This is a genomic window from Methylobacter tundripaludum, assembly GCF_002934365.1.
GTDB classification, from domain to species: Bacteria; Pseudomonadota; Gammaproteobacteria; order Methylococcales; family Methylomonadaceae; genus Methylobacter_A; species Methylobacter_A tundripaludum_A.
Genome location: NZ_PTIY01000004.1, coordinates 276,724 through 296,079, shown reverse-complemented (window position 1 = coordinate 296,079; position 19,356 = coordinate 276,724). Strand labels below are relative to the sequence as shown.

General features: G+C 54.0%; 15 protein-coding genes. 14 read left to right on the top strand and 1 reads right to left on the bottom strand.

From position 1 onward, the window contains the following. Positions 1–202: 202 nt before the first annotated feature. From B0F88_RS07160 to B0F88_RS07140, 5 genes are all read left to right on the top strand, one after another. Positions 203–1,450, top strand: a complete 1,248-nt coding sequence (locus tag B0F88_RS07160; RefSeq protein WP_104423248.1) for an alginate export family protein — start codon at positions 203–205, stop codon at positions 1,448–1,450. Positions 1,451–1,627: 177 nt separating this feature from the next. Further along, on the top strand, positions 1,628–2,005 hold the full coding sequence (locus B0F88_RS07155) for a response regulator transcription factor (protein WP_258076585.1): 378 nt from the start codon (positions 1,628–1,630) through the stop codon (positions 2,003–2,005). Then, a complete protein-coding gene (locus B0F88_RS07150) occupies positions 2,002–2,616 on the top strand; it encodes a chemotaxis protein CheC (protein ID WP_104423246.1) in 615 nt (204 codons plus the stop codon). The genes B0F88_RS07155 and B0F88_RS07150 overlap by 4 nt, the downstream gene beginning before the upstream one ends. A gap of 95 nt (positions 2,617–2,711) precedes the next feature. Beyond that, positions 2,712–3,656 (top strand): sensor domain-containing diguanylate cyclase, encoded by a 945-nt coding sequence (locus tag B0F88_RS07145; protein ID WP_258076584.1) that lies wholly within the window; start codon positions 2,712–2,714, stop codon positions 3,654–3,656. A gap of 106 nt (positions 3,657–3,762) precedes the next feature. After that, positions 3,763–5,220 (top strand): beta-barrel assembly-enhancing protease, encoded by a 1,458-nt coding sequence (locus B0F88_RS07140; protein ID WP_104423278.1) that lies wholly within the window; start codon positions 3,763–3,765, stop codon positions 5,218–5,220. A gap of 432 nt (positions 5,221–5,652) precedes the next feature. Here the strand turns inward: B0F88_RS07140 and B0F88_RS07135 are convergent, their stop codons facing one another. Then, positions 5,653–5,979, bottom strand: a complete 327-nt coding sequence (locus B0F88_RS07135) for a hypothetical protein (protein WP_104423245.1) — start codon at positions 5,977–5,979, stop codon at positions 5,653–5,655. Positions 5,980–6,389: 410 nt separating this feature from the next. Here B0F88_RS07135 and B0F88_RS07130 point away from each other — a divergent pair, with 410 nt between their 5' ends. The 9 genes from B0F88_RS07130 to B0F88_RS07090 all read left to right on the top strand — a co-directional run bounded on the left by B0F88_RS07130 (position 6,390) and on the right by B0F88_RS07090 (position 19,308). Further along, a complete protein-coding gene (locus B0F88_RS07130; RefSeq protein WP_104423244.1) occupies positions 6,390–7,037 on the top strand; it encodes a hypothetical protein in 648 nt (215 codons plus the stop codon). Positions 7,038–7,236: 199 nt separating this feature from the next. Then, entirely contained in the window at positions 7,237–7,704 is a 468-nt protein-coding gene (locus B0F88_RS07125) for a hypothetical protein (protein ID WP_104423243.1), read from the top strand. A 280-nt stretch (positions 7,705–7,984) separates the two neighbouring features. Next, entirely contained in the window at positions 7,985–11,581 is a 3,597-nt protein-coding gene (locus B0F88_RS07120; protein ID WP_104423242.1) for a hypothetical protein, read from the top strand. 60 nt (positions 11,582–11,641) lie between these two features. Then, positions 11,642–12,670 carry a hypothetical protein gene (locus tag B0F88_RS07115; protein WP_146083324.1) on the top strand — a complete coding sequence of 343 codons (1,029 nt, stop codon included), beginning with the start codon at positions 11,642–11,644 and terminating at the stop codon, positions 12,668–12,670. A 515-nt stretch (positions 12,671–13,185) separates the two neighbouring features. After that, entirely contained in the window at positions 13,186–16,473 is a 3,288-nt protein-coding gene (locus tag B0F88_RS07110) for a hypothetical protein (protein ID WP_104423240.1), read from the top strand. Positions 16,474–16,707: 234 nt separating this feature from the next. Next, the gene (locus tag B0F88_RS07105; RefSeq protein WP_104423239.1) at positions 16,708–17,760 is read left to right on the top strand and encodes a hypothetical protein; all 1,053 of its coding nucleotides are present in this window, start codon (positions 16,708–16,710) and stop codon (positions 17,758–17,760) included. 312 nt (positions 17,761–18,072) lie between these two features. Then, the gene (locus tag B0F88_RS07100; protein ID WP_104423238.1) at positions 18,073–18,396 is read left to right on the top strand and encodes a RebB family R body protein; all 324 of its coding nucleotides are present in this window, start codon (positions 18,073–18,075) and stop codon (positions 18,394–18,396) included. A 130-nt stretch (positions 18,397–18,526) separates the two neighbouring features. Further along, positions 18,527–18,850 carry a RebB family R body protein gene (locus tag B0F88_RS07095; RefSeq protein ID WP_104423237.1) on the top strand — a complete coding sequence of 108 codons (324 nt, stop codon included), beginning with the start codon at positions 18,527–18,529 and terminating at the stop codon, positions 18,848–18,850. A gap of 134 nt (positions 18,851–18,984) precedes the next feature. Continuing rightward, positions 18,985–19,308, top strand: a complete 324-nt coding sequence (locus B0F88_RS07090; protein ID WP_104423236.1) for a RebB family R body protein — start codon at positions 18,985–18,987, stop codon at positions 19,306–19,308. The last annotated feature ends 48 nt before the right edge of the window (positions 19,309–19,356 follow it).

Genomic DNA, 19,356 nt, shown 5'->3' with positions numbered 1-19,356 from the left:
TTTGCTGAGAAGAATTAATGTCCGGCACGGTATTCACCCTTTTTTCTTATTGTTATTGCCTGATACACTAACACAAAACAGGTGATATTCAATATCTAAAATACAACTTATCCCAGTTTCCCCAATTCACTCGTATCTATTTGAAATATAATAAATAGTGTTATAATTATTTTTATGTTTTCATCCATGCAAAGGGGGCTTCATGCCGCAGCAACACAAAAAAACGCCATGGACAGCCTTATCCGTAACGCTGCTGTCACTCGCTGCCGCCAATAGCCAAGTATCCGCCGATACGACTCAATCCATTGAAGATGCACTCAAGTTCGGAGACGGAGGGGCGGTTAAAGTTGACGCTAATTACCGTTATGAAAATATTGACCAGGACAGGGGCGCGCAAAAAACCGCCAACGCCAATACCATACGCACGCGCTTAGGCTTACTCACGCCGGTATTCCACGGTCTGCAAGGTTATGTGGAATACGAAGGCACCCACGCATTGCAATCGGATTACAACAATGGGCGCGGCGACAAACCTGAGTATTCAACCGTCGCGGACCCCGGCTACAATGAACTTAACCAGATGTGGATCGGTTATGCGGGCGTTCCCGATACTTTTATTAAAGGCGGGCGGCAACGCATCAAATTTGATGACGACCGCTTCATCGGCAACGTCGGCTGGCGGCAGCTGGAAACAACATTCGATTCGGTTTTAATCACCAATAAATCGATCGAAGACCTGACCGTCAATGTTGGCTATATAGGCAACGTGCAAACCTTCACCGCAACGACTGAGAACATTAACGCCCCCGTCGTCAATGCCAACTATAGCCTCGGCGACTATGGCAGCCTGATCGGTTACGGCTATTGGCTTGATTATACCGAGCGGGAAAATTATCAAAAATCGAGCCAGACATACGGCCTACGCTTCATTAACAGTGATAAACCAAAAAAATTCCATGAACATTACAGCCTGCTTTACACCGCTGAATGGAGCTTTCAACAGGATTACCAGCATTCGCCGACGCCCTATCAGGCGGACCGTTTCAATCTAATGGGGGGATTTACCGCTTATAATTTCAGCTTCCAGGGCGCCATGGAACAACTTAACGGCTTCGGTCAAAACAAGACTTTTAATACCCCGCTGGGCACCAACCATGCATTCCAGGGCTGGGCCGATTTATTCCTGATTACGCCTAATGACGGTATCCGTGACGTGTTCGGCACCGTCAGCGCAAAGTTCATGGAAAACGACAGCCTCGTATTATCGGGCATTTATCACGATTTTACCGACGATACCGGCCGCGCTCATTATGGCAAGGAATGGGATTTCCAGGCGGTCAAAAAATTCGGCAAGCATTATTCGTTACTGGCCAAATACGCTAATTACGATGCCGATACCTTCTCTACCGATACTCAAAAAATCTGGCTACAAGGCAACGTCAATTTCTGACGCAATCCGAATCCGCGCCTAAAAAATATCGAGCCGGGACTAACATTCCAACCAAGCCGCGCAACCTCGTGGGTTCAACTGAAATTTAGCCGCATATAACAAGGTTTTAAATTGAGCATCCCAGCCTTTTTATGTAGAATGCGGCAAGTTTAAATCCAGCAAAAATCAATCATTCCCGTGGATAGTCCAATAAAAAAGCTTTTGATCGTCGATGACAGCAAAGTATCGAGAATGTTAATCCGTTCACATATTCTTGCTCGTCGCCCGGAATGGATAATCTCTGAAGCAGCCTGCGGCGAAGAAGCTATTGCACTCATTGATAATGACCTTCCCGACTACTGCACCATGGATATTAACATGCCGGGCATTTCTGGGACCGATGCGGCGGAGCGGATGCTGTCCAAATATCCTTCAATAAAAATCGTTATTTTCTCGGCGAATATCCAAGAAACGCATCAAGAACGCGCACGCCTGCTTGGAACCATATTAGTTGCAAAACCGGTCACAGAAAAATCAATTACCCTGGCGCTAAACTGTTTTTCAGATTCCAAATGAGCAGCCTTAGCGAACTTCATCTTGACGCTCTGGCGGAGGTCTTCAGCATCGGCGCCGGCCGTGCTGCATTAAGCCTAAGCGAGATCGTCGGCGATGAAGTGCGCATTTCCGTTCCCTCTGTTCAAATCATTAACTCGGAAGACATAAACTCGGCGACATTGTCGCTAAACAATGGCCGGTTTGGCGCGGTAAACCAACACTTCCGCGGCCCGTTTAATGCCGAGGCCGTGCTTTTATTTACCGAAGATCAAGCGTTGAAGATCGTGGGTGACATGATGGGGTCTCAAATGAGCATTGACGAACTTGCGGAATTTGAACATGAAGCCATGTGTGAATTGGGTAACATCATTTTAAACGCCTGCCTGTCGGCAATGGCCGACATATTCAGTTTTACGCTGGAAAGCTCCTTGCCCGATTATGCCGTCGCATCAGCCGATGAAATATTACACCGGCTCAAAGAGAATTCCACTCAGCCCTATATTATGGTGCTGCACATCGATCTCACCATTGAAAAACGGCATACGGCCGGCAACCTCGTCTTTCTGTTAAGCTCGGCATCGCTGGATAATCTTGTCTCTCATCTTGATCAATTCCTGGGCAATATTACATGAATAAAATCCCGGCAACTGCCCCTGAGTCGCCTAAAATGCCTATTTTGAGAGTCCCGCCTCCTGCCCCCGCGCAGCCGGGGAGCAATCGTTTTGACATGGAAGATATATTTCATGCGCTTAACCTCGGCGTGTGCGTTGTTGATGACTGCGGCAAGATATTGCTGTGGAATAACTGGATCGCCAAACATAGTAATATTAAAGAAGCTGAGGCACTTAATCAGCAACTTGAAAAAGTGTTTACAGAACCTGTGTCGCCCGCATTCCTGGCCGCGCTCAAAAACACGCTGACATATAGACTGCCGGTGGTTTTATCCACGGCGCTGCATCGCGCGCCGCTACCGCTGTATAACGCACACGGGACTCAACAGCAAACCAGGATGTATCAATCGATCACCATCACCCCCATTCAGTCACAGTTGAGTGAATCCTGCTGTCTTATTCAGATAACCGACTCCAGCCCATCAATCAAGCGCGAAAAAATATTGCGCTCTCATTCGGAAATTCTGAAAAAAGAAGCAACAACCGACAGCTTGACCGACATCTGCAATCGCAGATTCTTCGACGCGCATTACGAAATGGCCGTAGCCGATGCAAAAAGGCGAAAACACTCTTTATCCGTCTTCATGGTCGACATTGATTTTTTTAAGTCGTACAACGATTACTACGGACATATGGCCGGCGATAATGTAATAAAGCTCGTCGCCAATGCATTAAAATCCCAACTCTCCCGCGCTACCGACATAGTGGCGCGGTATGGCGGAGAAGAATTCGTTCTGGTAATGCCGCATTTACCCCAACAAGTCGCCGAGCAATTTGCTGAAAAGCTCAGAAACGCCGTTCTCAACCTGGAAATACCGCATCTAAAATCCCGCCCGTTCAACCAGATAACCATTAGCATCGGCCTCTATACCGGTATCCCGGGAAACGGCGACAGCCTGTTAAACAAAGCCGACGTAGCGCTCTATCAAGCCAAGCTGAAAGGCCGCAACCGGTACATATCCTTACCGCTTTGCGAAACAGAAGAATATCTGGAACAATAGACTTGTCCCGCGCCGCATCCGCGGGATAAAACTCAAGCTCATAAACCGACGGGATATGATGATTGAGCCGCCAACAATCAAGTTAAATTTTATTCCGCCTCATCGTATGAAATTCAAACCATCCGCTATTACGCTGGCCTTGAGCCTTGCTCTGTTCCCTGCTCCACAGCAGGCCGTTGAAATCACCAAAATCGAATTGCCCGACATGGGCGATTCCTCCGGCGCCCTGATTACACCCGCCGAAGAAAAAGAGTTCGGCGAAGCATTTTTCCGCAGCCTGCACTCGCAAATCTCCATCAACCAGGATGCCGAAATTCAACACTACATCCAGACGATCGGTGAAAAATTGGTCGCCAACAGCGATGCGCCGAGCAATCCGTTCCATTTTTTTGTGGTGCTGGAAGATGACATTAACGCTTTTGCGGGGCCCGGCGGCTATATTGGCGTAAACTCGGGATTAATTTTAATCACCGAAGCCGAAAGCGAATTAGCCTCGGTTATGGCGCACGAAATCGCCCACGTTACCCAGCGCCATTTATACCGCGCTTATGAAGCCTCCAGCCGCCTGTCGATCCCTACCGCCGCAGCAACCTTGGCCGCTATTTTATTGGGCACTCAATCGCCCGCTCTTGGTCAGGCCGCTATCGTAGCCATTCAGGCCGGCAGCGTGCAGTTTCAGATTGATTTTACCCGCGAGAACGAGGCCGAAGCCGATCGTGTCGGCATGCAAACCCTGGCGGCGTCGCAATATGACCCGCGCAGCATGCCCACTTTTTTCGAACGCTTACAGCAATCCAGCCGCTATTACGGGCAGAATATCCCCGAGTTTTTAAGAACTCACCCGGTTACCGCGTCACGTATTTCCGACACACGCGGCCGCGCTGAAACCTATCCCTATAAACAATACCCGGACTCACTGGGTTACCAGTTAGCCAAAGCAAAAATCCGCGTGCTGACCGGCAAGGACAATGCCGATACGCTTAAATACTTCCAGTCCCGGTCAATCCAGGGCACGACTGAACAACGCACCGTCGCCCGGTACGGACTAGGTCTGTCCGAGCTTAACATGCAAAAATACAATGAAGCGGAAGCCATTTTTGAACAACTCATCAAAGAATATCCCAACCAGCCTCAATACATAACCGCGCTTGCCCGTACAGCGCTGGAATCCAAGAATTACACTGTAGCGCTTGCCCGATATAAAAAATTGACCGAGCAATTTCCTAATAACGAAGCCATCAAGCTCGAATACGTCACCTCTCTGCTAAAAGCGGGTAAGCCTGAATTGGCGCGGAAGACCTTACTGTCGTTAAAACCCAAAACCCAACAGCAACCGATTTATTCGCAACTGTTGGCACAAGTTTATAGCGACTTAAACCACCCCGCCGAGTCCCATCGTTATCTTGCGGAATACTACTATGCAACGGGGCAAACCAAGGATGCAATCCTGCAAATAAAACTGGCTCAAAAATCGAAAGGCCTTAATTTCCAGCTATCCGCGATCCTTAATGAACGGCTCAGCTTCTTTCTCAATCAGGAAGAAGAAGCCCGCCTCAACCGATAAGAACCTGAACGTTAGCTGAACAAAAAAGCACTGCTTGCCTGCCGTTTCGTTTATTAGAAATCGCTAACACTCAATAACAAACTGTATTTATTACACATTTAAGATAGCGTTATATTTTTCCGAAAAAACCCCATTTTTAAATAGACAACGAGGTTCCATTTGAATAGAATTTGCCCCGGCTTAACGGAGTGAGCCCGGTTTAATTACCGACTAAGAGGGGGAATTTAGTCTTTTAGACTAGCTGAATAATAATAATAAAATAAGTGACACTGCTTGGGTCAAGTTGTACAAACGACAACTGAATAATAATAATAACAGCACTCAACACGCCCGCTTTATGCGGGCTTTTTATTGCCCGCTACATACTGAGCAAACCTGGACTACAAACATCCAAATGGCGGGCATACAGTCATGCCCGCACGATGAAATGCGCTAATACGGTTTGCAATTCAGCCCAGGATTAACCTGCAAGCCCGAGCCGGCGTCAATCTTACCGTTACAACTATTGCTGCCGGAAGATTCAATACTGTAGCTGCAAGTTCCAGAACACTGTTCCCCGGTAACGCAACCATAGGTCTGGTCCGGCGCTACTTTGGTGGAAATAGGCGGATTCGCGCATTCTTTGATAGAAACGTTCAACGTTGCATTCGCATTGTTATTGATCTCAAGGGCAAACGCCGGATTTGCCACCGCAAGCAGACTTGCCGCCATAACCGCCGTTTTCACAAAACGGTATCCCAAAGAAAGTACTGTGTTCATATGATGTCTCCTAATTGATTTTAATAGTGAGCAGACAACCCGTATCAACAACCGGAGTGGCTCCGTCCTGAATAACCCCGCACTCCATTTCCCGGCATCGGTAAACCTGCAGGCGTTGAAACAAAATACATTCCGGCCGTAAGATCGAAGGTAGTCTGCCTAAGTAGACGATCAGCCGAAAAAATTGTGAATCCAACCAAACTGGCTCAAGCGTTTTGAATAACGAAGTCCGGTGAGTAATATTTTCACAAAATGCGCGCATCGCCGTCTTAGTATTTAAGGCATTGGGCGATTCCGGCACTGTGTTATACGGGGCGGCGGCAAAGCACCAATATTAAAGACGATCGGGTTAAGTGATAAGACCCATCGGCCATTCTACTCCTTACTCTTTTTTGGATGAGAACGACATCATGCGCGCCAAGCCATTCCTCCAGTACTTGCAAGCCTACTATAACCCTCAGACAGCCGCTTTTCTGGCCGACACGCCCGACATCCGGGGCGGCTGGGAAGTCTGGCTTCAAGTTGAAATCGCCCGCACCTTCGTTAGCCTCAACCAAAACTGGATCTGCGAAAGGGAACTGCCTTATCCGTCAGGCAACTTATTCAACCCGTATCTCACCTATGACGCCGATGATGGCCTTGCCCCGGTAGGAACTACTTCCAATGCGCGCTATGCCGCAAGATGCGACTTCTTCCTGTATCGAAAAGAGTCTATATCAATCGCCGATGAAACTTATATAGAACTCAAATGCATCAATCCCAGTGTTCAGTATCCTCATCGCGATGCCTGGACGCGTTTTAAAAAAGACGTAATCAAAATCCAGGCATTGCAAAAAGCAAACAAGCAGTTGAACTGCATAGCGCTACTGGCAACGTCCGGCGTATTTAGCAAAGACGCCGTCGGCGGAGAAAATCCGGGACTCGCCTGGTTCTGGAATCAGGACGAAGGCCGCGTTGCTTACGTCTGGGACCCGACCCAAAACGCCGTGACGACATTACAGAATGTCGCACTGGACGGCTCAGGCCGTTTTTTCATCGTCGCCGTAGCCATAACTTAATAACAGCATGAACTGCGGTCACGATCACTTGGTCGACAGCTAAGCGGGACCGATTGTTTCTCCGCCGCTACATTTTCATTAACAAACGGACGCACAAATCATTCGCTTAGGGCGGCTGTAATGCGGCATAAACCCTCAGGCGTTTCTTTTGATTGAAAACCTCATAAATCCTATCACCCCCTGAAAGGAGCTCAAGAACATGCCAATCGACCCCAAATTAACCCAATCGATAAACCAAGTGTTAGAGCGCCTGCCGGTTGTCGTCAGCGACATTGAGCAGCGAAAAGATTACGCCAAAAACACGGAATTTGCCGCGGACGTCAGCCGCTTGAACGCATTCAAGCAACAACTGCTGATTGTAAAAGACGCCCCATCCCCGTCCCCGGCTCTATTGACCGAATTGCAAAGTACTGCAAAAAACACCATCCAGCCGCTGGTCGAAAGCCTGATTTCCGCCAATGTGGTCATCGCCAAGATGGGACAGTTGAACACTCATCGAACCATCGAGCCCAAGGATGCGATAGACCACAATGCAAACATGGCCCTGCTGCAAGACGCTATCCAGACGCTTATAGTCTGCTTGACACCGGCCTCCGGCTCGGAAACAGACGACATACTGTCCAAGCAATTCGATGACTGGCTGCTCAGCTTGGACAACAAGAACTAAAAGTCGGCAGGCATTATAAATCCCGGCTTTTTTTAGCGATGAGAATGGCGCGGGCGAAGCCTGCCAACTCGTCCAAATCCTCTGACCGTAAGCCACGCAATCCATGCACCCAGTTCCTCACCCAATCAGTAACGGGTAATTCACAAAAATAGCTGCAAACCGTCTATTTCCTTAAGGACGGGAACGCATCGAAAAAGGAATCGGATCCCCCAGCAATAGCCGCGTTCCTGAAGACCGAATAACCCATCGAGCCCATCACCCGATAAGGAAATAAGTCAACATGTCAAACAATCCCAAACTGGACCAATCAATAAAACAAGTCCTTGAGAGCCTGCCTGTCGTCGTCAGCGATATTCAGGAGCGACCGGATTACAACCAAAATCCGGCATTCGCCGACGACATCAAGCACTTGAACAACTTCAAACAGGAGTTGTTGATCGCGAGCGTTGCCCCATCTCTGTCGACATCCACAATGGCCGAATTGCAAAATACGGCGAAGAACACCATCCTGCCTATGATCGAAAACCAGATCGCCGCCAATGTGGCGATCACCAAGATGGGACAGTTAAACACCAACCGCACCATTACGCCTACACTGGCGACGAAGCTCAATATAAATCTGGCTTCATTCCAAGATGAGGTGCAGTTGCTGGTGGCCTATTTATCGGAAGCCCTAACGCCCCCTCCGCCGGAAAAAGGCCGGTTGCTGCGTCTTGAAGTCAGCGGCGCCCAAAAAATAGACGATAACCGCTATATCGCCGATTATGCGCCGGTCGGCAACGTCGTAATCCGCGCTGTCGTTGAGCCGAACGCCCCTTCTGTCATCGAGTCCCTGAACTGGGAGGGAGGCGAATCCGGCTCCACCAAGGATTGCCGCCTAATCCCCCTCGACCGGATAACCCGGAAAGACAGTCCGGCGGTTATTACCGCATGGCTCGGCGACACGCGCCTGCAAATCTCCGTGACCGTGCGGCCGCTGCTGGGCGGCCTGGATGTCAGCAACGCGATATATAACGGAGAACGCTGGATCGCTCAATACTCTGCCGACGGCGAACCTGTCACGGTACGGGCAACAATGATGCCGGACATCCCGGACGCCTACCGCTATCTTAGCTGGGATGGCGGCAACATAGACCCACAGCATCAAAATGACCGCCGGCTGGTGCCGCGCAACGCGGTGACCCAACCGGGCAAGCCGGTTGCCGTATCCGCCAAACTCAATCCGCAACTTGAGGTTCAAATCGAAGTGGTGCCGCAACTCACAGCTTTGACGGTGACCACCGGCGACGGTCTTGCAAACCCGACAGCAACCGAAGGCAATACCTCGCGCTATACTATCGCCTACGGCAACGGCAACATCACCGTCACCGCCGTGACCCAACCGGCAACTGTTGAGGCGTGGGCTCATATCGCCTGGACCGGCAACGGCGTCGACGGCGGCCAAGCCAATATCAAGACCCTGCCGCGTAACGCCCTGACCACTTTCGGCCAGGACGGCCAAACAATCACCGCCACGTTGGGCGATACGGCCCGCACCGCCATCATCAAAGTAGCGCCGACACTTGTATCCCTTGCCGTGTCTACCCTGGACGGGGCGGTTGCGGCGACCGCGACGATAGGAAACACCTCGGATTATGCAGTCAATTACGCCGATGGCAACATCACCGTGACCGCTACGACCAGCCCTCAGGAACAAGCCGCATGGGCTTATATCGCCTGGACCGGCGACGGCGTTGACGGCGGCCAGGCCAATATCAAGACCCTGCCGCGTAACGCCCTGACCACTTCCGGTCAAGCAGGCAAAACAATCACCGCCACGTTGGGCGATACAGCCCGCACCGCCATCATCAAAGTAGTGCCGACCCTTGTATCCCTTGCCGTGTCTACCGTGGACGGGGCGGTTGCGGCGACCGCGACGGCAGGAAACACCTCGGATTATGCGGTCAATTACGCCGATGGCAACATCACCGTGACCGCTACGACCAGCCCTCAGGAACAAGCCGCATGGGCTTATATCGTTTGGACCGGCGACGGCGTTGACGGCGGCCAGGCCAATATCAAGACTCTAACCCGCAATACCCTGACTCCGTTCGGACAAGCCGGGCGTTCGGTGACAGCCACCGTCAACGGGACGGCCCTGATCGCCCGAATCAAGGTAGTCCCAACCCTGAATGCCTTGACCATCCCGGTATACGGCTTTGCCACCGGAGTCGGGCAACAATGGTATAGCTACCAATTAAGCAATCCGAACACCTTCAATATCTCCGACGCCAACCCGAAAGCCGTTGCCCGCGCGGCAACCACGCCGGACACTGCGGCAGCCTGGGCTTATATCGTCTGGGCCGACGACGGCAATCTCAACCAGGTCGAGGCCGGCAGCCAAGCGCGTCTGCGCACCGTGCGGCTGAACGCCGCGAACACGGTAAACCTGACCGCAACCATCGGAGCACAACAACTCCAGGCCCAACTCGCGATTCGCGCGCCCCAACAATGGCCCGCCAACGGCGCGCAACTGGCGCTGAACAACATCACCTTCAGCGGCGGCCGCGCCGTTACGATCGATTATGAGACGGGCTCCACGCTGGCGAATCTAAGATATGCCGAACATTTTCCACGGACTTGGTATCGCGCCAACCCCGGCACCGCCCAGCAATATCCGCAGGCCGTCCTGTATCAGCCGCCCCAAACCTATACCCGCAATACCCCCGTCGGTATTGCCGCGCAAATCGGCATCACCCAAGCCCCGAATGCGGATGCGGACAATACGCCGATCCGGGCCACCGCTTTTTTTCGCCGACCGGACGGTGATGCCAGCCAGCTAAGTTGGCAACAAAACGCCAACATTCCGGCGGCCGGAGGCGGCCCTGTCGCTTTTCCGGCCACCAACAGCGCCAATCTGCCCGATGTCGTTTTACACGAAGACCAACTGTTGGTCTTTTGGGAATTCCGCATCGGCATGGGAAACTGGGTCTTGTTCGACGTCAGCGAACACAGCGTCTATGTGACGCTGGCGGATCCCATTGCGACCGAGCGGAACACGCTTAACGATCCCGCTGCCGCCGGAAGCGCGTATACCCTTTGGAGCATGCTTGATATTTCCTGCGCCGCCGGAAAAGAAACCAACGACGACGCCGGAGCGGCAATCGGAATTTTCACCGCCTTCCAGCCCAGTAACCCGAACAACAAGCTCAGGCGCAAACACGACAACGTTACATTCAAATACTGGAATCCGCGTCCCGGATTAGCCCAGCATTTGACTGCCCGAACCGGCGGCGTAGTCGATCCGCACTTGGTTATCGCCAGCGGCAGCGGTTCCTGCCTGTCCTTTGCGCAAATGCTGATGTCGATGTTCGGTATCCACGGCATCGACGGGGCGCGGCTGGTTGAGGTGGAGTCAAACCCAGCCGTATCGCCGGAAGCCGTCCGGTTCCTGGTGCGCAACTGGGACTTCAACCAACCGCCGCCGCCCAGCGGCACCGCCTATACCCATAACAAACGCAATGACGGCACGGCGCCGAATCCCCCCGCCGGTTGGGCGACATGGACCGCCGGAGCCGGACAGAACAGCCCTAACCCGCCGCCGGCCTTCATAAATCACTTCATTGTCCGGCTTGAGCAGATTGGGATTGGGCTTGATTTATTCTTTGACCCTTCCTACGGTTCCGTCCCAGTTGGGAGCTGGCAGACATGGGTAAACATATCGATAGCGGGGCTGGAACGAAGCGGCATGCGTCAACCTCCGACCAAGTGGTATCACTTCCGTGCGCCTAATCCAGTGCCGCAAACTAACGCCGGGTTCGTTAAACAAAACCCTAACCTAGCTCCTGACAATCTGGTCAAGCTGCGTTACGCTTCCGACAATACTGCTATTAATTAATACAACTTCAGGTATCGGAGAAATTCCATGGTGGATCAAAAAGTTATAATTTCAGACCTGGTGAGCCTAGAAGTCACCGGAATGTTGCGGCTGGTTGGCGGCGCGACAGGAATAGCGCTTTATATGTCGAAAACCGGCGAAGGGACGTCAAAGATCAGCGAGGCGAACGGCATGCCCTACGAAACAACACTGACTCCCACGACAAACCGGAAGATTGAAGGATTCGCCCTCGACGCCGCCTCGTCCTGGCCCACTATCATCATACCGCAGTGGCTGCCTACAGCGCCGGACTGGGCCGTAACCGTGGCGGCCGACAACAGCACAGCCGCCGCTATCCTGGCTTTCGGCGGCGCCGATAACGCCCTTCTGATTGGTTCCGCCGAAGACGGGACGCTGGACATTCCAAATATTCTGGAAGATACGGATTACAGCAATCCGCGCTTTCTACGCGGCACTGTTCCGGCTTCAGCAGCCCAAGCCTACGCGTCCGCCATTGCGAACGGCGAGACGTTGATGCTGTTCCCGCCTGCATCGGTTAAACAACCGGCAAAAGGCATCAAACTGGTTTCAGCTCTTTCGGGTGTTGTGTTTCAGGACGCATCGAACGATAGCGCATTGTGGCTCGTCTACCAACAGGGCGGTAAGGAATCGGCGGTTCTATCCCCGACTGGCGCGGTGCTGGGGTCAGTCAAACTAAGCTCATTCGACAAGTCGCTGAAGACCGCCGGCCATGCCGTGTCAATCATCGACGATCCGGTCATTTCGGAATTCGACGTGGATATCCGGGACGGTCTCTATTTCCTGCTGGCGGCAACCGATAGCATACCGCAGCTCGTCCTGTTCGACACCAATGGCGCAACGACGAAACTCGACTGGCCTGCGAACGGTCTCGGCGAGGGTCACTGGATAGCCGGCCCCACCGTTCTTGCCGCTCCTGCATTATCGCCCGACGAAGCCTTCAGCAATAACCAAGGACAAACACCCGAGTTTTTGTTCGCCTTTATAGAAATGTCCGATAAAGGGCCGCTGGGCATCCGCTTGGGCGCCATCACGGTTCCACCAACGGACAATCCCGCCGCGGCAGGCTAAAAAGCCGCATTAAGATGTTACGCGGTCTTTATTTGTTGCCGAGAAGCAAATATCTGTCCATGCCGTCGAAAAGAAAATAAGCAAAGACCAATCCGCTCCCAGCGGATTGGAACGCCAAAGGCGCACAAAGTGCGAACGCCTGGAAGGCGCGAGTCAACAGGCGGCCCGGTTGCCGCTTGAATCACTCGGCACATGCAAATCGGCTATCCTGCCGACTTGCCCCGCGAAAGCTCCGGTACTCGGCGCGGGCAAACGGGAGAAATACCAGCCGTGCGTAACATCAGTTATATTATTTGTTGGTCAGTGAAATCCACGCCAACCAAGACTTTCCCGCCGCTCCGATTTATTTCGCTTGATGCTTAAAACACCCCGCAAGGTCTACATATAATTCACAAAATCATTCATAAGCCGTCTGTTTTCTGTAAGTGCGGAAACAGACTCGGCTACGCGCCGGACAATATCCGTATTTCTCAAAACCGAAAGCCCTAAGGACATCACCCGATTAGAAAGTAAACATGCCGAGCAATCCCAGACTAAACCAATCCATCAAACAAACGCTTGAGCGTCTGCCGGTCGTCATCAACGACATCGAGGCGCGGCCTGATTTCAACGACAACACGGCTTTCGCCACCGACATCGGTTTATTGAATGATTTCAAGCAAGCCTTGTTGATCGTCAGCATCGCCCCTTCCCTGCCGATGTCGGTCATGGCGGAGCTGCAAAGCTCGGCGGAGTTCACCGTCCTGCCTCTGCTCGAACATCTGATTATTGCCAATGTGGCGATAACCAAGATGGGACAGTTAAATACCAACCGTTCCATTCCGCCCTCGATGGCGACGCAACACAATGTCAATCTGCTTGCACTGCAAAATGCCGTGCAGACACTGGTGGCGTGTTTGACCGCGGCTCTAATGCCGCCGCCCCCGCCGGTCGAAGGCCGGTTGTTGCGCCTCGAAGTCAGCGGGGCCGACGAGACCGGCGACGGCCAATATGCCGCGGAATACGCGCAGGTTGGCGTAGTCACCATCCGGGCCGTCGTGGAACCGTCCGTCCCCGGCGTGTTCGAGTCCCTGATTTGGGAAGGCGGCGAAGCCGGTTATGCCAACGACTACCGCCTGCTCCCCCGCGACCGGATAAGCCGCCCGGACCAGCCTATGACCGTTGCCGCGTGGCTCGGCAACACACGCTTGCGGATCGCCGTAACGGTTCGGCCCCTGCTGGGCGGTCTCGATGTCAGCAACTCGGTAAAAATCGGCGACCGCTGGATCGCGCACTACGCCGCCGATGGTCAACCCATCGTGGTGCGTGCCGCAATGATGCCGGACAACACGGATGCCTACCGTTATCTAAGCTGGGAGGGCGGCTGCGTGGATTTCGATCATCCGTATGACCGCCGCCTGGTGCCGCGCAATGCGATGACGCCGCCGGGCAAGCCCGTGTCGGTAGCCGCCAGACTCAACCCGACGTATGAAGCTAAAATCGAAGTGGTGCCCCGGTTCACGGCGTTGATCGTGTCCACTGAGTCCGGGATCGTGACCCCGATGTCAACCACCGGGAATACCTCGCACTATACGATCCCCTACGGCAACGGCGCCATTTCGATCAGCGCCGTAACCGAGCCGGTCAGCGAAGAAGCATGGTCCCATCTCGTTTGGACCGGCAATGCCGCCGCTACCGGTCAAGCCAACATCAAGACATTGGCGCGCAATGCCTTGAGCCCTTTCGGCCAGGCCGGATATACCATCACCGTCACCGTGGGCGACACGACGCGCACCGCGGTCATCCAAATCACGCCGACTCTTGTGTCCATGCAAGTGTCCACTGTGGATCGGATTATCGACGCCATCATGGCGGCGGGAAATGTTTCGGATTATTCGGTCAGCTATGCGCTTAAACAAAACGTCACCGTAACCGTGACCACCGCCCCTGACGATAAGGCCGCGTGGGCTTATATCGCCTGGACCGGCGACGGAACTCACGGAAGCCAGGCCAATCGCAGGATTCTGGCCAGGAATGTGCTGACGCCGTTCGGGCAGGCGGGATATTCTGTCAAGGCCGCCGTCAGCGGGACCGCGCTGGTCGCCAGAATCAAGGTAACGCCCACCCTTAATGCGCTGACCATCCCGGTGTACGGCTTTGAAACCGGCGTAGCGCAACAATGGTACAGCTACCGGCTGACCAACCCGAATGTGTTCGACATTTCAGCCCCGATCCCGAAAGCCGTCGTCCGGGCCGAGACCGTGCCGGATACGGCGGCGGCCTGGGCTTACATCGCCTGGGCCGACAACGGCAACCCCAATCAGGTCGAAGCCGGTGTTGAGGCGCGTCTGCGCACCGTGCGGCTGGATGCGGCAAACACGGTAAACCTGAGCGCGACCGTCGGCGGGCAACAGCTCCGGGCGCAACTCGATATTCGCGCGCCCCGGCAATGGCGGAACGACGGGCCGCAACTGGCGGTCGACAACATCACTTTCAGCGGCGGGCGCGCCGTGACGATCGACTATGTGACAGGTTCCACGCTGGCCAGGCTGGGCTATTGCAAGCATTTTCCACGGGTTTGGCATCGCGCCAATCCGGGCACTGTGCAGGAATACCCGCAACCAGTCTTATATCAGCCGCCCCAAACCTATACCCGGAATACCCCTATCGGCATAGCCGCAAAAATCAACGTCACCCGGCGGCCGAAGATCGACGCGGACAATACGCCGATCCGGGCCAGCGCTTATTTTCGCCGGTCCGGCGGCCGGGCAAGCCGGCTCGGCTGGCGGCAAGAGGTGAGCATTCCGGCTGTCGGCAACGCCACAGTCATTTTCCCTGTCTCCAACAGCGCCAATTTGCCCGATGTCATTTTGCACGAAGACCCGCTGTTGATTTTTTGGGAACTCAATACCGGCGGTCAAAACTGGACATTGTTCGACGTGACCGAACACGGCATTTATGTGACGCTGGAAGATCCGATAACGACAGCGCAGAACGCGCTTAACGATCCCGATGCCGCCAAAACGGCTTATACGCTATGGACGGTGCTCGATATTTCCTGTGCCGCCGGTAAAGAAACGGCCGATGCTGTCGGAGCGGCGTTCGGGATTTACTCGGCCTTTCATCCCGAAAACCCCAACATCAAGCTCAAACGCAAGCACGACGGCGTCCTGCTCGCATATTGGCATCCGCGCCTGGGCGCGGCGCAGCATTTGACCGTTACCGCTGTCGGCGCCGTAGCCCCGCAGCTGCTTATCGCCGACGGCGGCGGTTCCAGCCTGTCCTTTGCACAGATGCTGATGTCGATGTTCGGCATCCACGGCATTGACGGAGCGGGGCTGATCCAAGTTAAACCCAATCCCGGCTTATCGGCGGAAGCGGTTCGGTTCCTGATGCGCAACTGGACGTTCAACGCACCGCCCTACGCGAACGGCACAGCCTATACCCATTTTATGAATAACGACGGCAAGGCGGGAGGAAGCGGCGGTTCCAATGCAGGTTGGGCGACCTGGTCCCCCGGAGCCGGACAGAACAGCCCAACGCCGCCGCCCGCGTTCCAGAATCATTTCCTTGTCCGGCTGCAACAGATTGGAATCGACATATTTTTCGATCCATCCTACGGCTCGGCGCCGTTTGCCAATTGGCTGTCCTGGGTTAGCGAGTCGATAACCGGATTGGAACGGCCCAGCATACTCAAGCCGACCGGACAGTGGTACCGCTTTCTCGAAACTTCCGCCCCTGTAAAACTGCCTAACGCCGGGTTCGTCAAGCAAAACCCGTATCAGCTCCCGGTCATCTTCGCAGAGCGGGCCGCCGGCGCTTAGAGACATGGAACTCGGCAATTGCTCCTGCATTGCGCTACCTCCTGCATAACCCACAGGGATGTGGGGAATGCAGATATTGCAGGAGCAAATATCTGTCCATGCAGTCGGCGGATGGCGCGGATCGGACGGTTTTAACGGATTTTTAAACAGTTTGTTTTGGGCTTTTTAATCCGCGTCATCCGAGTTCCATTAACCTGAACTGATCGGCACAACTTTAAATATCGTAAAAATCCCATGCTGAACGGAAAAGCCGCCATCTCTGACTTAGTGGACCTGGAAATCACCGGACTGTTGCGCCTGGTCGGCGGCGCTTCGGGCGTAGCGCTTTACATGGCGAGGACCGCCGCAGGCATATCGAAAATCAGCATAGCCAACGACATGCCTTACGAAACGACGCTGATGCCTATTCCGAACCTGGAAATAGGTGGTGTAATCCTGGATGCCTCTTCCAGTTCCCGGCCGACGATCATCGTGCCGCAATGGCTGCCCTCGGTGCCGGACTGGGCCTTGGCGAACGCCGCTGACGGCGGAACCGCCGGAGCGATACTGGCTTTCGGCGGGGCCGTCAACGCCCTGTTGGTCGGCGGCGCCAAAGAAGGCACGCTGGATATTCCGAATATCCTGGACCAAGCGGATTACAGTCATCCGCGTTTTGTACGCGGCGCGGCTCCGGCTTCCGCGATGAAAGCCTGCACGACCGCCGTTGCGGACGGCGAGACGCTGATGCTGTTCCCGTCGGCAACCGGCAACCGACCGGCTAAAGGCGTCAAGCTGGTTCCTGCCGTTTCGGGCGCAGTGTTTCAGTATGCGCCGGGCGATACCACGTTGTGGGCTGTGTATCAGGAAGGCGGCAGGCAGGCGGCAATGTTGTCCTCGCATGGCGTGGCGCTCGGCTCGGTCAAGCTGGTCTCGTTCGACGAATCGCTGGAATCGGTCGGTTATATCGTGCCTATCGTAGACGAGCCGATCGTTGCGGAGTTCGATGTGGATGTCCGGGACGGCGTTTATTTTCTTCTGGCGACGACCGATGCCGCGCCGCAACTGATGTTGTTCGACGACACCGGCGCAACGGAGAAGCTGGACTGGCCTGTAAACGGTCTCGGCGAAGGATGCCGGATGACCAGCCCCACTGTGCTAGCCATTCCGGCAGCGTCGACCCTCGATAATCAGGCACCAGCTCCCGCGTTTTTGTTCGCGTTTATCGAAATGACCGATAAAGGCCCGGTGGGTCTGCGTTTGGGCACGATAACGCTTGCCCCGGCAGACGGTCACCCGCCGAAAGGCTGACAGCAAGCCAAAAACAAGCCCCGGCGGAATCCATTGAGACAAAAAATATTACAGGCACAAGGCGAAAGACAAAGAGTGAAAGATGTTTTTCGCCTTTTGCCTTTTGCCTTTTGCCTTTTATCCGTCCAACCAGCGCATCCCTACTCTATTGCCAAATAGTTACAAAAAAAACAAAAAAAATCCTCTTCAACTCGTTCACAAATACCGGACAGAATCGTCTATTAATGCAAAGACCAGTGACCTACAAGCTGCCGGTCAATCCCGGTGGCTCGACACCACCTTGTTTCCATCAACTCAATAAGGAACTCGATTATGGCATTCCCTACCGCCGTCAACGATCAGATTACCGATGCCGTGACCCAATCCAACGTCAAGGTGCTGGGCGACGCCCCAGCCATGGCAATGGGAGCGATCTATCAATCCCTGGCACATTCCACCGGAATCTTGTACCAGAACGCTACCAGCGCCCAACAGCAACTGGCTATCTCCGCACAAGCGGCCACCAATCAGGGCGTTATCCAGCTGTACAGCGTTGACACCATGGCTGGAGCGGTCGCCACCAGCAAAGTCAGCCAAAGCGATGTACCTAACAACTTACTGTCCCTGCTGACTGCCCTCAAAGCAGTGCAGAGTTAATGAATTCGGCGATGCCGAAGCAACATGCCGCCGGATTCGGGAATCCGCAGCCGAACATCCGGTGTCCGGTGGTTGATTAACCCCTTGCTGCAAAACCGCAGCTTAGATATTTTATTGGAGGAGATTAACTATGGCATTTCCAACAGCCGTTAATGATCAGATTACCGATGCCGTGACCCAATCCAACGTCAAGGTGCTGGGCGACGCCCCGGCCATGGCGATGGGCGCGATATATCAATCCCTCGCCCACTCTACCGGCATCCTCTATGAGAATGCCACCAGCGCCCAGCAGCAATTGGCAATCTCCGCACAGGCCGCTACCAATCAGGGCGTGATTCAGCTGTACAGCGTCGATACCATGGCCGGCGCGGTTTCCACTGCCAAGGTCGCGCAAAGCGACGTGCCCGACACGATGCTGGCCTTGTTGACCGCCCTGAAGGCGACCAGATTCTAGCGCAGGGTTTTATATTCGGGCACCCGGCGGATAACGCGCCAAGGCCCGGCAATTGTAATGAATTCTGCTGATCGGGATGTCCCCGGCAGCAAATGACCAATCGATTTTCGACAAATATACTAAGGAGTATAACTATGGCAATCCCAACAGCCGTCAATGGCCAAATCACCGATGCAGTGACTCAAGCCAACGTAAAAGTATTAGGCGATGCCCCAGCTATGGCAATGGGCGCGATCTACCAATCCCTCGCTCATTCCACCGGCATCTTGTATCAAAACGCCACCAGCGCACAGCAGCAACTGGCTATTTCCGCGCAAGCGGCCACCAATCAGGGCGTGATCCAGCTGTACAGCGTCGATACCATGGCCGGTGCGGTTTCCACTGCCAAGGTAGCCCAAAGCGACGTACCCGATACGATGCTGGCCTTGTTGACCGCGCTCAAGGCGACCCAAAGCTAAGAGTTAAGTACGAAACGCTTGCCTGGGGGTGGGAGACCAGCCCCACAT

Bases quoted from the DNA above. Each gene is read 5' to 3' on its own strand.
- B0F88_RS07140 (WP_104423278.1), top strand. From the start codon at position 3,763: ATGAAATTCAAACCATCCGCTATTACGCTGGCCTTGAGCCTTGCTCTG.
- B0F88_RS07095 (WP_104423237.1), top strand. From the start codon at position 18,527: ATGGCATTTCCAACAGCCGTTAATGATCAGATTACCGATGCCGTGACC.
- B0F88_RS07145 (WP_258076584.1), top strand. From the start codon at position 2,712: ATGGAAGATATATTTCATGCGCTTAACCTCGGCGTGTGCGTTGTTGAT.
- B0F88_RS07150 (WP_104423246.1), top strand. From the start codon at position 2,002: ATGAGCAGCCTTAGCGAACTTCATCTTGACGCTCTGGCGGAGGTCTTC.
- B0F88_RS07100 (WP_104423238.1), top strand. From the start codon at position 18,073: ATGGCATTCCCTACCGCCGTCAACGATCAGATTACCGATGCCGTGACC.
- B0F88_RS07090 (WP_104423236.1), top strand. From the start codon at position 18,985: ATGGCAATCCCAACAGCCGTCAATGGCCAAATCACCGATGCAGTGACT.
- B0F88_RS07110 (WP_104423240.1), top strand. From the start codon at position 13,186: ATGCCGAGCAATCCCAGACTAAACCAATCCATCAAACAAACGCTTGAG.
- B0F88_RS07160 (WP_104423248.1), top strand. From the start codon at position 203: ATGCCGCAGCAACACAAAAAAACGCCATGGACAGCCTTATCCGTAACG.
- B0F88_RS07135 (WP_104423245.1), bottom strand. From the start codon at position 5,979: ATGAACACAGTACTTTCTTTGGGATACCGTTTTGTGAAAACGGCGGTT.
- B0F88_RS07125 (WP_104423243.1), top strand. From the start codon at position 7,237: ATGCCAATCGACCCCAAATTAACCCAATCGATAAACCAAGTGTTAGAG.
- B0F88_RS07105 (WP_104423239.1), top strand. From the start codon at position 16,708: ATGCTGAACGGAAAAGCCGCCATCTCTGACTTAGTGGACCTGGAAATC.
- B0F88_RS07130 (WP_104423244.1), top strand. From the start codon at position 6,390: ATGCGCGCCAAGCCATTCCTCCAGTACTTGCAAGCCTACTATAACCCT.
- B0F88_RS07120 (WP_104423242.1), top strand. From the start codon at position 7,985: ATGTCAAACAATCCCAAACTGGACCAATCAATAAAACAAGTCCTTGAG.